This is a genomic window from Paraburkholderia sp. GAS82, assembly GCF_050436285.1.
Lineage (GTDB): Bacteria > Pseudomonadota > Gammaproteobacteria > Burkholderiales > Burkholderiaceae > Paraburkholderia > Paraburkholderia phenazinium_B.
Genome location: NZ_JBNDLX010000003.1, coordinates 300,722 through 314,333 on the forward strand (window position 1 = coordinate 300,722; position 13,612 = coordinate 314,333).

At 61.5% G+C, this 13,612-nt stretch carries 13 protein-coding genes and 1 pseudogene; 8 read left to right on the forward strand and 6 right to left on the reverse strand.

The genetic code is table 11. From position 1 onward, the window contains the following. The first annotated feature begins 299 nt into the window (after positions 1-299). Both P3T17_RS11725 and P3T17_RS11730 read left to right on the forward strand, forming a co-directional pair. Complete coding sequence (locus P3T17_RS11725) at positions 300-1,445, forward strand: branched-chain amino acid ABC transporter substrate-binding protein (RefSeq protein WP_074263109.1); 1,146 nt, start codon at positions 300-302, stop codon at positions 1,443-1,445. A gap of 151 nt (positions 1,446-1,596) precedes the next feature. After that, positions 1,597-2,601 carry a cupin-like domain-containing protein gene (locus P3T17_RS11730; RefSeq protein WP_074263110.1) on the forward strand — a complete coding sequence of 335 codons (1,005 nt, stop codon included), beginning with the start codon at positions 1,597-1,599 and terminating at the stop codon, positions 2,599-2,601. A gap of 114 nt (positions 2,602-2,715) precedes the next feature. On the opposite strand, the pseudogene P3T17_RS11735 reads toward P3T17_RS11730, so the two are convergent. After that, a pseudogene (locus P3T17_RS11735) lies at positions 2,716-3,978 on the reverse strand (collagen-like triple helix repeat-containing protein); the annotation flags it as partial. On the opposite strand from P3T17_RS11735, the gene P3T17_RS11740 reads away from it, so the two are divergent. Continuing rightward, positions 3,900-4,421 carry a hypothetical protein gene (locus P3T17_RS11740; protein ID WP_429407223.1) on the forward strand — a complete coding sequence of 174 codons (522 nt, stop codon included), beginning with the start codon at positions 3,900-3,902 and terminating at the stop codon, positions 4,419-4,421. The pseudogene P3T17_RS11735 and the gene P3T17_RS11740 overlap by 79 nt on opposite strands. A gap of 337 nt (positions 4,422-4,758) precedes the next feature. Here the strand turns inward: P3T17_RS11740 and P3T17_RS11745 are convergent, their stop codons facing one another. Further along, entirely contained in the window at positions 4,759-5,970 is a 1,212-nt protein-coding gene (locus P3T17_RS11745; protein ID WP_429406787.1) for an MFS transporter, read from the reverse strand. 204 nt (positions 5,971-6,174) lie between these two features. Between P3T17_RS11745 and P3T17_RS11750 the strand changes: the two genes are divergently transcribed. The 3 genes from P3T17_RS11750 (at position 6,175) to P3T17_RS11760 (ending at position 9,004) form a co-directional block, all read left to right on the forward strand. Beyond that, complete coding sequence (locus tag P3T17_RS11750; RefSeq protein WP_429406789.1) at positions 6,175-6,843, forward strand: HugZ family protein; 669 nt, start codon at positions 6,175-6,177, stop codon at positions 6,841-6,843. A gap of 389 nt (positions 6,844-7,232) precedes the next feature. Next, a complete protein-coding gene (locus P3T17_RS11755; protein ID WP_074263113.1) occupies positions 7,233-7,532 on the forward strand; it encodes an H-NS family nucleoid-associated regulatory protein in 300 nt (99 codons plus the stop codon). Between the two features lie 269 nt (positions 7,533-7,801). Next, on the forward strand, positions 7,802-9,004 hold the full coding sequence (locus P3T17_RS11760) for a cation diffusion facilitator family transporter (RefSeq protein ID WP_429406791.1): 1,203 nt from the start codon (positions 7,802-7,804) through the stop codon (positions 9,002-9,004). 57 nt (positions 9,005-9,061) lie between these two features. Here P3T17_RS11760 and P3T17_RS11765 read toward each other — a convergent pair whose 3' ends face one another. From P3T17_RS11765 to P3T17_RS11775, 3 genes are all read right to left on the reverse strand, one after another. Then, positions 9,062-9,520 (reverse strand): Lrp/AsnC family transcriptional regulator, encoded by a 459-nt coding sequence (locus tag P3T17_RS11765; protein WP_074263115.1) that lies wholly within the window; start codon positions 9,518-9,520, stop codon positions 9,062-9,064. Between the two features lie 88 nt (positions 9,521-9,608). After that, positions 9,609-10,256, reverse strand: a complete 648-nt coding sequence (locus P3T17_RS11770; RefSeq protein ID WP_074263116.1) for an exonuclease — start codon at positions 10,254-10,256, stop codon at positions 9,609-9,611. Continuing rightward, on the reverse strand, positions 10,253-10,897 hold the full coding sequence (locus P3T17_RS11775; RefSeq protein ID WP_429406793.1) for an MBL fold metallo-hydrolase: 645 nt from the start codon (positions 10,895-10,897) through the stop codon (positions 10,253-10,255). The genes P3T17_RS11770 and P3T17_RS11775 overlap by 4 nt, the downstream gene beginning before the upstream one ends. Before the next feature lie 624 nt (positions 10,898-11,521). Here P3T17_RS11775 and P3T17_RS11780 point away from each other — a divergent pair. Continuing rightward, positions 11,522-12,124 carry a septal ring lytic transglycosylase RlpA family protein gene (locus P3T17_RS11780; RefSeq protein ID WP_429287656.1) on the forward strand — a complete coding sequence of 201 codons (603 nt, stop codon included), beginning with the start codon at positions 11,522-11,524 and terminating at the stop codon, positions 12,122-12,124. Between the two features lie 117 nt (positions 12,125-12,241). Here P3T17_RS11780 and rsmI read toward each other — a convergent pair whose 3' ends face one another. Next, on the reverse strand, positions 12,242-13,129 hold the full coding sequence (gene rsmI / locus P3T17_RS11785) for a 16S rRNA (cytidine(1402)-2'-O)-methyltransferase (RefSeq protein ID WP_429406794.1): 888 nt from the start codon (positions 13,127-13,129) through the stop codon (positions 12,242-12,244). Between rsmI and P3T17_RS11790 the strand changes: the two genes are divergently transcribed. After that, entirely contained in the window at positions 13,128-13,586 is a 459-nt protein-coding gene (locus P3T17_RS11790; RefSeq protein ID WP_429406795.1) for a YraN family protein, read from the forward strand. The genes rsmI and P3T17_RS11790 overlap by 2 nt on opposite strands. The last annotated feature ends 26 nt before the right edge of the window (positions 13,587-13,612 follow it).

Below are 13,612 nucleotides of genomic sequence, written 5' to 3' on the forward strand. Positions count from 1 at the left end.
GAGGGAAACCCGCGCCGGCTGGTGTTCTCCGGCGTGTTTCGCGTCTTCTCATTCGACGTTGTGGGATAAACGCTATTAGTGTTCATCCCACTTACTCAAAAAAATCCCACAAATTAATTTGATAGCCTACACTTGCGCGCAAGTACGCATAGCCGCCTGCCACAAACAGGCCGATTGACGTACTGTCCAAGTGCATACACGATGCAACCGGCGTGGTCGTCCACGGGACTGAGCGACACGAGAAGGAAGCGGGGCACAGGGCGATTACGTTGTTTTTGGGACCGAAACTGGAGACTTACATGAACATCAAGATTCAAAAGCTGTTGCCGATCAGCGCTGCTGCCATGTTGTTTGCGTCGTTGGCAACGGGCGCGGTGGCGGACGAGGTCGTCAAGATCGGCCACGTCGCACCGCTTACCGGCGGTATTGCTCACCTGGGTAAAGACAACGAAAACGGCGCTCGTCTGGCGGTTGAAGAAATCAACGCCAAGGGTCTGACGATTGGCGGCCAGAAGGTCACGCTGCAACTCGACGCACAAGACGACGCGGCTGACCCGCGTACGGCAACGCAGGTTGCCCAGAAGCTGGTTGACGACAAGGTCGTTGCAGTGGTCGGCCACTTGAACTCGGGTACCTCGATTCCGGCTTCGAAGATCTATAGCGATGCAGGTATCGTGCAGATCTCGCCGTCGGCAACGAACCCGGCTTACACGCAACAGGGCTTTAAGACGACGTACCGCGTCGTGGCGACCGATGCGCAACAAGGTCCGGCACTGGCTAACTACGCAGCCAAAGAACTGAAGGTGAAGAGCGTCGCGATCGTCGACGACTCGACCGCTTACGGTCAGGGTCTGGCAAACGAGTTCGAGAAGACCGCCAAGTCGCTCGGCCTGAACGTGGTGTCGCATGACGCGACCAACGACAAGGCTGTCGACTTCCGCGCCATTCTGACGAAGATCAAGGGCGAAAACCCTGACGCGATCATGTACGGCGGCATGGACGCCACCGGCGGCCCGTTCGCGAAGCAAGCCAAGCAGCTCGGCCTGCGCGCGAAGGTTCTGGCGGGTGACGGTGTCTGTACCGACGGCCTGTCCGACCTGGCTGGCGACGCAACCGACAACATCGTCTGCTCGGAAGCCGGTATGGCGCTCGAGAAGATGGCTGGCGGCAAGGCGTTCGAAGCCAAGTACGAAAAGCGTTTTGGTCAGCCGATCCAGATCTACGCTCCGTTCACGTATGACGCTGTGTACATCATTGTCGATGCTATGAAGCGTGCTAACTCGACGGATCCGGCAAAGATCCTGGCAGCAATGCCGACGACCGACTACAAGGGCGTGATTGGCGAAACGACGTTCGATTCGCACGGCGACCTGCAGCACGGCGTGATCTCGCTGTATGACTACAAGGGCGGCAAGAAGACGCTGCTGGACGTGGTCAAGATGTAAGTTTTTGCCGCATGACGGTGGGCGTTTTGCCTGCCGTCTATCGGACGATTCAAGGCGTGCATTCTTTACGGAATGCACGCCTTTTCTTTTGGGCGCGCGCATGAGAATCTAACGATCGGACAAATCAAAAACAGAGAGAGGGGGGCCGACCATGACTCGCACGAACGACGATATGCGTCGCTGGATTGCTGAAAATCTTTTGCTTGGGGCAACCGCGCAGTCGCTCCACGCTGCCATGCTCAACGAAGGTTTCGATGCCGACGAAGCCGCGCTCGAAATCAACACCGCACTTGCCAGCCCCTATCTGCAGGGTGGCACGCGCCTGCGCAATCGTTTGCGCAAGCGCGACTGGACCTTATCCGTATATGGCCAGCTAAGCAGGATGCGCGCGAGCGGCGCCGCGGTCGAGCGGCGCGAGCGGCTTACGCGCGAAGAATTCTTTGAGCAGTACTACTTTCAGAACCGGCCGGTGATTATCACGGGCGCATTCGACTCATGGCCGGCACGCACGCAATGGAGTTTCGATTACTTTCGCGCGCGTTGCGGCGATTGCGAAGTTGAAGTCCAGTTTGGCCGCGAATCGGATCCGAACTACGAGATCAATCAGCCGAACCTGAAGCGCAAGATGCCGTTCCGCGAATATGTGGATCTGGTCGAACGCAGCCGGCCGACCAACGACTTTTATATGACGGCGAACAACACGTCGATTAATCGCGCCTCGCTTGCGGCGCTATGGGAAGACGCGCCGACGATTCGCGAATATCTCGATCCTGCGTCGCCGGATACAGGGTTTTTCTGGTTTGGACCTGGCGGTACAAAGACGCCGTTTCATCATGATCTCACCAACAACTTCATGGCCCAGGTGATTGGGCGCAAGCGGATCAAGCTGATTCCGATGTCGGATACGCCGTATATGTACAACCACTTGCATTGTTATACGCAGGTGGACGGCAACGCGATCGATGCGACGCGGTTTCCGGCTGTGCAGCAGGCGAACCTGATCGAATGCACGATCGGGCCTGGCGACCTGCTGTTTCTGCCGATCGGATGGTGGCACTACGTGGAAGGACTCGAGCCGTCCGTCACGATGACGTATACCAACTTCGTCGTGCGTAACGACTTCTGCAATACCTACGACACCTATAACGAACTCTAGGCGCGCAATGCGCTGTATTTCCCGCCTGATTGCGTTTGCCGGTGCGCAATAAAAACCGGCGGACCGGTTACCCGGTCCGCCGCCCCCTGGTACTGCTTCTTTTAATTGCCGTCGTTATTTCTTGGGCGCCAGCACGCCGAGCAGGCCGCCTGAGCTACTGCTCGAGCTACTGCTGCTGGAACTATTGCCTGAGCTCGAAAGGGCCAGTCCACCTGTCAGCGAACTCACCAGTCCTGTGATTGGCGTCAGCAGACTGGCGGCGGCACTGGCGCTGCCGCTTGCGGAGCCGGATCCGGACGCGCTCGCCGAGCCGGAGATCGAAACACTTCCCGTCACCGAACCCAGTGCGCCGGTCAGCGAGGAAACCGCTGAGGTGACTGGCGCCAACGGATTGCCCGAGCCGCCGCTGGCGCCGCTGAGGGCACCCGTCAACGACGAGGTCACCGTGGTCAGCACGCCGGTAATCGGCGCAAGCGGGCCACCCGAGCCACCGCTTCCGCCTGTCAGGCCGCCACTCAGCGTGCCGGGCAGGGCTGTCAGGATGCTAGTGATCGGCGCGAGTGGGTTGCCGCCCAGCGGGTTGCTACCGGTGCCGCCTACCAGCAGACCGCCAGCGGAAGTGACGGTATTGCCGAGCCTGGTGACGACGGTACCGAGATTCTCGCCGACCGGGTTGCCGGTTGCTGTGCTGATCTTGTTGCCGGCGCTATCCAGTCCGTGGCCGATCGTCGACAGCAGGCCGTTCAGCGGCGCACCGAGCCCGGTAGCCTCGCCGACGGTTTGCGTCGTCTGCGCGAGGGTCGAGGTGATCGGCGTGATGGCGGAGCTGACCGAGGTCGTGAGCTGCTCGATCGGACCGGTCGAAAGCGTCTTGCCAAGCTGGGTGCCGAGTCCGGCGACTGCAAGGCCAACGGTGGAGACGGTGCTGCCGAGCGGTGTCGTCAGTGGACTGAGCGCAGCTGTCGGGCCGCTGCCGAGACTCGTCACGAGTTTTCCGGCGCTGTTGACTGCCTGGCCCGCGTCGTAGACAAGGTTGCCGCTGCTCGAGATCGTGATGCCCAGCGGATTGCTCGACAGGCCGAGCTGGCCGAGGCCGTTCGTCGCGCCCATGCCAACAGCGGTGACGCCGTTGCCGACGTTCGACAGGATGTTGCCGAGCGCCGTGGTGGTCGCCGAGTTGCCGCCGGGCAGCGGCGTGAGGCCGATCTGGCTGCCCAGTGAGGAGACGGTCTGGCCGGTCGACGAGACAACGTTGCCCGCGTTCTGGATGACTACGCCGACGGCGTTGGCGCTGGGGGTTGGTGTTGGCGTCGGCGTCGGCGTCGGCGTCGGCGTCGGAGTCGGAGTCGGAGTCGGTGTCGGTGTCGGCGTTGGCGTTGGCGTCGGCGTCGGAGTCGGAGTCGGCGTCGGAGTCGGCGTCGGAGTCGGAGTCGGAGTCGGTGTTGGCGTCGGCGTCGGCGTTGGGGTCGGCGTCGGTGTGGGCGTCGGAGTCGGTGTCGGTGTTGGCGTCGGCGTCGGCGTCGGCGTCGGTGTCGGTGTTGGCGTCGGCGTCGGCGTCGGAGTCGGCGTTGGTGTCGGAGTCGGAGTCGGTGTCGGTGTCGGAGTCGGAGTCGGAGTCGGAGTCGGAGTCGGAGTCGGAGTCGGAGTCGGAGTCGGCGTTGGCGTTGGCGTTGGGGTCGGCGTCGGAGTCGGCGTTGGTGTCGGCGTCGGAGTATGCGTGCCCGTACCCGAGCCACCGCCTGCACCCGCGCCCGAACCGCCGCCTGTGCCAATTACGCCACCGCTCCCCGAGCCGCTACCCGTCGTCGGCGGTTTATTGACCGTGGACCCGCCGCAGCCTTGAAGTACCATCACTGACGACACGCACATGGCGATGGCCGTCATCTTGAAATTGCGATTCATGTTTATGCTCCCCCTGATTGAACCAGTGGGGGAGCTAACTGCAAGGCCTATGCCATTTGTGCGGAGCGCCCTGTCGTGCAGAATAAATCGATAAAAATCAAAGCACTACGACTCCCGACAGAGTCATCGACGAATGTCGCAAGCATTGATGTGTCGCGGAACGGGATCGTGCGGCAAGCCCATGTAACGTAACGTAAGGCTGCACGTTTCGGACGCTGCCACGAGCCGTTGACCGGCTCGCTGCGCCCGTCTCCGTCAGATCTTCAAACGACGCAATACCTTCGGCCCGGCGAACGCGATCACCGCCGAACATATCGCGACCACGGATAGCCCGATCGGCAGGCTGGTCACCTGCGCGACCCCGCCGATGATCACCGGCCCGAGCAGTAGTCCGAAATAAGCGAGCCCCGCGACATGCGCAAGCCCTTCCGCCGCATGAATCCCTTCGACCCGCGCGGCCGCCGCGAATAGCACCGGCATCATGTTGGCCAGCCCGAGGCCCATCAGCGTGAATCCTGTCAACGCCGTGAACGAGTAGGGCAACAGCAGCGCGCCGATCATCCCGGCGCACGCCAGCGACGCGCTTGCCATCACCAGCTGCGGGGCGCCGAAGCGGGCGCGCACGGCATCGCCGGCAAAGCGGGCCGCCGCCATGCCGCCCGAAAACGCCGCGTACGCCGCGCTCGCGAGCCCCGGCGTCGCGACCACGACGTCGCGCATGTAGACGGTGGCCCAGTCGTACATCGCTCCTTCGGCGATCAGCGCCACCAGCGCAGTCGCTCCGAGCGCCCACAGCGCCGGCGAGCGCCAGCGGTTGGCGCGCGGCGTCGCGGCATCCGGATGATCCGCCTGCGGCACATGAGGCAAAACCGCGGGACACGCCACCAGCAGCACGAGCGCACTCAGGATGGCAACGAGAGCGAGATGAACGGCCGGCGCCATGCCACGTGACAGCAACGCTCCGCCGACGGCGGCGCCCACCATCCCGCCTACGCTGAACATACCGTGCAACTGGGACATGATTGGCCGTCCGAGCGTCTGCTCGACTGCGCTCGCTTCGGCGTTCATCGCCACGTCCAGCGTTGCCATTCCGGCGCCGAAGACTGCCAGCACAACCAGCAGCATCCAGTAAAACGGAACTATCAGGATCAGCGCGGCGCAGACCGCCATCGCAAGGCCGCCGGCGAGACACGCGCGGCGTGTGCCGACCCGCGCAATCCACGAAGCGTTGGTCGCCATCGCGGTGATCGAGCCACCTGCCACCGCCAGCAATGCGATCGACAGCAGCGCCGGATTCAGATGGAAGCGGTCGCGCACGGTCGGCACGTGCACCCCCCACGACGCGTACATCATCCCGGCGATAAAGAAGAGCGCCATCGTTGCATAGCGGGCGCGCTGCAACGAGGTGGCCGGCAGATCGCGATGGGCGGCGGGAAGCGCGGAAAGGTCGGGGGAACGATCGGACACGGAAGTCTCGTTGGCATAAAGCGAAAGCGGAACCGGACAAAAACGCGAAAGCCGGCTGAAAGCGAAGTTCCGATTCTAACGAAGCGGCCGGGGTCCTGCAGGCGAGCGCTGAATTAATATCTAATTTCTACCGGACCACGGCCGCGCTTTCACCTTGAGCCAGCCGGCCGAACGCCATCCACGCCATCCTTCGAGGACGCGCTCTTGAATATCCCCGCTCACGCGCCGCTTCATCTGCTCCACCAGGTCGCCGCCGGCACGCTCGCGACGCACTCGCGCCAACCGGAGGGATTTCCGTATCCGTCGATCCTGCCGTTTGCCCCGGACGCGCGGCATCGTCCTACGATCCTCGTGAGTCGCCTGGCCGAACACACCCGTAACCTGCAAGGCGATTCCCGTGCGGGCTTCCTAGTCGCGCACGCTCCGGACGGCAATGTGCTCAACGGCCAGCGGGTCACGCTGCTGGGCTCGTTCGAGACAGTCGAGCCGACGCCTGCCGTGGTGGGGCGTTACCTGCGTTATCACCCGGACGCCGAGCGCTACCTCGCGCTGGGCGATTTCAGCTTTTGGGTGATGACGCTTGAGCGGATGCGTTATATCGGTGGCTTTGGCGCGATGGGCTGGCTCGATGGCAATGAACTGGATCCGTTCGAACCCCTCGGCTTCGACGAAGAGCGTGCATTGCTGGAGTTTTTCGACGCACATCCGCAGCGGCCGGATCATCTTGAATTAATTGGCATCGACCGCTATGGCGCGGATCTGAAACACGAAGGTGCACGCAGCCGCTTCACATTTGACGAGGTCGCAAAAAATGCCGACTCCTTGCATGCCGCACTAAAAGATTGCATCACGCGAAACGTGAAACGATCGTGACTAGAACTATTGCGGGAAAACACCCAGACGCGATGCATTTCGACTATTTATTTCGCCTGCTCGCAGGCTGTTCGCCGAAAGCTCTCATGCCATGAGATGTTCCGGTGCAAATGGCATATTAATTTTCATATTTTGGGAGTTAATTGAGATATTTACTCATAGCCGAGTTCGCTTTTTCGTAAGCTGCGAAAGAAGATGTAAATGAAAAACTTGCTGACTGTGCCGTTTCCTGAAATTTTTCGAAACGAAACATAATTAATTTAAGAACTGGACTTTTCCACGCTTTCTATTTTGTGTTAATCTCGCCTGCAAATTCCGAGGCATGAACACCTTTCAAAGGGCAAACCGGCTTAGACTGGTAGTCACTTATCTAAACCACAAGGGAACCTATGTCTTCCTACAAGGAACTACTCGCACAGCGAGAGAAGCTGGAACAGCAGATCGAAGAAGCAAAGTCGCGTGAATACGCGGAAGTGTTGAACGAGATCAAACAGAAGATGGCTGACTACGGCATTACGCTTGCTGAGTTAGGCGGCGGCCGTGGTAAGGCAGCGAAAGTGGGCCGTCCGCGAGCTGGTGTCGCGCCGAAATACCGTGATCCGGATAGCGGTAGCACGTGGTCGGGCCGTGGTAAGCCGCCGCGTTGGATCGCCGGTCAGGATCGTGAGAAGTTTCTGATTCAGCGTTAATTGCAGTATCCCTGCGGGCGCATTAGCGCGCCCTCGGCCGAAGAACCGCGCAACCTTAAGGTGCGCGGTTTTTTTACGTCCATGTTTAGCTGTCGGACCGATCTCCAGCTTCGCATTCCGTGACTTGCGGGAGCGTATTCCATTGAACCGGAACGCGAATACTTCCCGTTTAGATAAGCATCTGATTTAAAAGAGAATTTTAAGGGATTCCGCAGATTGTCATGCGAGCGCGGTTAGAATCCACACATTGAAAAACCGCATCTGCTCGCATGCCCGCCACCTTCGCCGCCCAATCCGCAGAAAAACATCACGTTGCGCGCAAAAGCACGTTTGTCAGTATCGCGCTCAATTCGGTGTTGATGACGCTGCAAATCGTCATCGGGATGATCGCCCATTCGCAGGCACTGGTTGCCGATGGCGTGCATTCGCTTGCCGATCTCGTTTCGGATTTTGTCGTACTAATCGCCAATCGGCATAGCGGAGCAAAGCCGGATGCGGATCACAATTACGGGCACAGCCGCTATGAAACCGTGGCTTCGCTGTTTCTCGGCGCACTGCTAATTGCGGTCGGTGTCGGCATGCTATGGCGCGCCGGAGCGCGGCTGGCCGATTTGCAGGATATTCCCGCCGTTCACCTTAGTGCGTTAGCCGTTGCTGCGCTGGTGCTGGTTTCGAAAGAAACACTGTTTCGTTATATGCTGCGCGAAGCCCAACGGGTGCGCTCGGCCATGCTGATTGCCAATGCATGGCATGCGCGTTCGGATGCGGCGTCGTCGCTGGTTGTTGCGCTCGGCATTATCGGCAGTCTGGCTGGCGTGCGACTTCTCGATCCAATTGCAGCGGCGATTGTCGGTTTCATGGTCGCGCGTATGGGCTGGACGTTCGGGTGGGATGCGCTGCAGGATCTATCGGACCGCGCACTCGACGACGCCGCTGCCGCCGACGTGCGCAAACTGCTGATGTCGACGCCGGGTGTGCGCGATGTGCACGAACTGCGCACGCGCAAGATGGGTGACTTCGCGCTCGTCGACGCACATATCCTGGTCGACCCGCTGATCTCTGTATCGGAAGGTCACTACATTGCTGAGACGGCCCGTTCGCGCGTCCTCACTGACAGCCGGGTGCTCGATGCGCTGATTCACGTCGATCCGGAAAACGATGCACTGGCGCGACCGCCTATCGGATTGCCGCCCCGTGAGCGGGTCGTCGCGGAGGTCGAGGCGGCGCTTGCTGAACGGGGTGAGCGGGCGGCGGGCGTCAATATCCATTACCTGAGCACTGGCCTCGATGTCGACGTGACGCTAGCTGCCAGCGCGCTCAATGCTATCGAGAGCGACGCACAGCGACTCGCGCATCTTGATCTGGCAGAACTAAAGAGCCGCCTGGGCGTGCGGCATCTGAGCGTATTGCGGGCTATTGCTCTGGATGAGCAGGCTGAAGCCGCAGCGCCGGAGCGTCATGACATTGCCTAAAGCGGTAGCGCAGGGCAGATGAACACGGCCGGCCTGGCCGGCGTCGCCATCAGAATCTCAAAGCGGCAGTTGCGTATCGAACTTGATTTCCCGCAGCACGACGCTTGTGCGCACTTGCGCGACGGCCGGAATCTTGAAGATGCGTTCGTGCAGAAACGCGTCATACGCCTTGATGTCCGGTGCGACGATCTTGAGGATGTAGTCGGATTCGCCGGTGGTGCTGTAGCACTCGGTCACTTCAGGACAGGTGGCGATCTCGCGTTCGAACTGTTCGACGCCACCTTCCGTGTGCCGCGTCAGGTGGATGTGAGCGAGCGCGCACACGTGCAGCCCCAGCTTTTCGCGATCCAGCAGGGCTGTGTAGCGCTGGATCACCCCCGATTGCTCCATGTCCTTGATCCGCCGCCAGCATGGGGTGCTCGAGAGACCGACCTGGTCGGAGATTTCCTGCACCGAACGGCGAGCGTCAAGCTGCAGCAGGCGCAGGATCTTTTGCGAGAACGTATCGAGTGTCAACTGCGCCTCCGTTGGCGTGCCGTGGCTCTAATAGTAGAGGCGACGAAAACGAAACGCAATGTAAAACGGCTCTGACGAGGGAGATTACCTAATTTGCCGGTTTGGCAGCGGCGTTTTGCCCTGAGCCGTCCCCATCTTTTGGGACTGTTTCCGCCGCTGCATGAGCGGCGAGAACGGCTTGGCCGGCGCGCAACTCGGCGAGCATGTTGCAGAACAGGGCGCCTTGCTCGATCGCATCGTCGAGGGCGACGTGGGTGTGCGGATGGTCGTCGAACCACCGCTGCGGCAGGCGCGGTTTGATGCACTTGCGATAGGGCAGACCGGTCATCGCAAAGGCGAGCGTCTTGATGTCCAGCGCAGACCACGAGAATGGGCAGCGGCCGGTGAAGCGCATCATGTACCAGAACATGAACGTGAAATCGAAGCCGGCCGGCATGGCCACGAAGACCGGTTTGCCCGGCAGCGCTTCAACCCACGTTACGTAGGCGTTCAAAGCCGTGGCGGGCTGCTGCAGATCGAGACGGCAGGCGGCCCACGCCTCGGGCTGGGTTTTCCACCACGCCTCCTGAACCGGATGGGCGGTCGCACCTTCCAGCGTTTCCAGGTTCGCAGAGAAAGTGCCGATAAGCTGCTTGTCTTCCGTGTACGCGGCCGAGGCAAAGCTGAGCATGGAATGCGGGCCGGGGATCGGGCCGTCCGCTTCGACGTCGGTGCTCACATAGATTTCGGCGCTCATGCGCGCACTCCGTCTGCGACGTACGGATTCGTGCGGCGCTCGGCGCCGAACGTCGAGGTGGGCCCATGACCCGGCACGAAGGTGACATCGTCGCCGAGCGGCCAGAGCTTCTCGCGGATCGCGCGAATCAGATCGGCATGATTGCCGCGCGGAAAATCGGTGCGGCCGATCGAGCCTGCAAACAGCACATCCCCAACCAGTGCGACGCGATGCGCGCGGCTAAAGAAGATCACATGGCCCGGCGTATGCCCCGGGCAGTGATAAACCTCGAGCGTCTCATTGCCGAACTGAACCGTGTCGCCGTCCTGCAGCCAGCGGTCCGGTTCGAACGCCTGCGCTGCCGGGAAGCCGAAACGCGTGCTCTGGGCGGGCAACTGATCGATCCAGAAACGCTCGTCGGGATGTGGACCGACGATCGGGACGCCGTAGTGCGTAGCCAAAGTTTTCGCGCCGGCGCAATGATCGATGTGACCGTGCGTCAGGAAAACCTTTTCGACCGACACGTTTTGCCGCTTGACCTCATCCTGGATGATCTCGAGATCGCCGCCTGGATCGACAACGGCGGCGCGTCCCGTCGCCTCGCAAACGAGCAGCGAGCAGTTCTGCTGGAACGGGGTGACGGGGATCAGAGTGACTTTCATGAGGACGGTGGGTCGCAGCAAAAACGTTGATTGTACCGGCGTGCCGAGCCCTCCGCCGATATGCCAAATGGCTGGTCCGCGATGCCTATTTTTGCAGCAATAGTGAAAATTCATCAAAGCTATCAAGCGCTTGTCATCCCAAAATTGTGTTTTGGGTATAATGCGGTCATGTGTACGGGAAACCGTGCTGCCACAGGACGATGCGTCCCCATTCAGAATGGAGCGCTGATCGTCGTCAAGTAAGTGCCGTCGGTGTTGTCGACGGCAAATCCAGCATCGGATGCGTCCGATGCGCACGTCTCGTCCAGCCAGGTGCCACGCGCCTGCAACGGCCTTCTGCCGTGACGCTGGGTGGGGCCTACGCCGCCGTTCCTGCGCACTGCTGTCTGGCGCGCAAGAACGTGTTTGCCACGTTCGATGGCGGCTTGTGGGGTCTGGTCAGGCTGCCGGGGACAGGTTGCGCCAGACGTGAAATTTAACCGTGCGGGAGCGGCAGAGTATGCCGCGTGCGGGCTTCGGCGTACTGCGCTTTTTTGCGCGGCGCGTGGTCGTTCGTTTTCCGCCGGAGTCGCAGCAACACGCAGCTATCGCGTGATGCGGCTCGACAATGTGATTGCACGTCTTATGAAAACTCGGTCATCCCGAAGTATGGGGAGTCTTTTTGCCTTTTTTGTGCTCGCAGGGTGCGCCATGCCCCCGAACGCAGCCAACGAGGCAAGTAATCCGCCGCTCAGCACAAAGAGCGCGCAAGCAGGCAGCGCCGGTACGATGGCGCCGCAGGCCTTCGGAACGCCAGCTGCATCGGCGTCTGAAGCTAACGGCACGTCGCTCGCCGACGCCCAGCCGCTCACCGAAAACGGTCCCAATGTGGCCGGTTTCCACGAAACCGGGCGCGCGTCCTGGTACGGCAGGTTCTTCCACGGCCGTCGCACGGCGAACGGCGAGCGCTACGACATGCACGCGCTGACCGCCGCGCACCGCACGCTGCCGCTCGGTTCGTACGTTCGCGTGACGAACCCAGCCAACGACAGTTCGGTCATTGTCCGGATCAACGACCGCGGCCCGTTCGCGCGCGGCCGGATCATCGACCTCTCGCTGGCGGCTGCTACCGCACTGCATATGCAGAGGGCGGGCACGGCGCGCGTGCAGATCGTCGGTCTGACGCCAAAGGAAGCCAAAGCTGAACAGGCCGAGACGCTGGCGTCGAATACGAACGACGTCAAATGATGTGACTGGAGCGAGCGGTGCGTGTATGCACGTCTGCTCGCCCCCGGTGTTGAAAAACGCGTGGGCTCTGCTCGCGCGTTTGTCCGCACTCAAGGGCCGCTTGCGCGGCCCTTGTTTTTACTCGCTATCTTCCCCGTCCTTCTTCAACGCCAATGCGCGGGTGTACAACGCATTGCGCGATGTTCCCGTGATAGCCGCCGCGACTTTCGCCGCACTACTCACCGTCAGCTCTTCCAGCAGGATGCCCAGCAGCGCGTCGTGATCGTGCTCGCCCGCGGTTTCCTGTTGAGCGCCTTCCACCACCAGCACAAATTCGCCACGCTGCCGGTTCGGGTCCGCCGCCAGCCACGTTGGCCCTTCGGCCAGGGTGCAGCAATGCAGCGCTTCATGTAACTTCGTCAGCTCACGTGCGATCAATAGTTTGCGCGCGCCGCCGAATGCTTCGGCCAGCGCTTCGACTGTTTCTACGATGCGATGCGGCGCTTCGTAGAAGACCATGGCGTGAGGATGCGTCGCGAGCGGTTGCAGCGTTGCAGCGCGTTGCTTCGCCTTTGGCGGCAAAAAGCCGAGAAACGAGAAGGTCGCGACCCAATCGCCGGCGGCACTGAGTGCTGTGGCCAGGGCGCTCGCGCCGGGCAATGGAATCACTGGGAAGCCGGCTTCACGCACGGCGTTGACGAGCTTCGCTCCGGGGTCCGAAATGCCGGGAGTGCCGGCGTCGGACACGTAGGCGACGCGCTCGCCCGCTTGCAGATGTTCGACGATGCGCAGTGCCGCGGCGCGCTCGTTGTGCTGATGCACGGCCAGCAGCGGCTTCGAGATGCCGTAGCGCGCCAGCAGTTGGCCGGTATTGCGCGTGTCCTCGGCGGCGATGCGGTCCACCAGTCCGAGTACGTGCAGCGCGCGCAACGTGATGTCCGCGACGTTGCCGATCGGCGTCGCCACCACATAGAGCGCGGCAGCAGGATATTGCTGCCCTTGCGCAAGTTCGGAGAGAGGGGTCATGAGACAGAAGACGCAGACAGACAAAGCAAGGCCGACATTGTGCCACGCAGAGCCGGAGCGCCCGGCGCCCCGTTCAGGCGCTCACAACTTTTTGGGACGCGGAGGGTCCAAAGACGTCGGAGCCGCCTTCGAAGCTCACGCACTCGCCTTCTTGCAGCGCCAGCGGTTGCGTTTCGTAGCGCGCAACGTGGCGTGTCGCGGCGGAGAGATCGATCTGGTGATGCGCGAGCGTGACGGCTCGCTGGTGTTCGTCGAAGTCCGGGCGCGTGCGCGCTGGCACTATGGTGGCGCGGCGGCCAGCGTTGGATGGCAGAAACGTCAGCGGCTGGTGCGTGCTGCGCGGCATTATCTGGCGACGCGCGTGAGCGTCGTACCGGCGTGTCGTTTCGATGTCGTCGCGTTCGAATCGGGGCGACTTGTCTGGTTACGCGATGCCTTTCGTGCAGATGAAGTCTGAGCCACGCTGCGGATATCGCGCCTGAG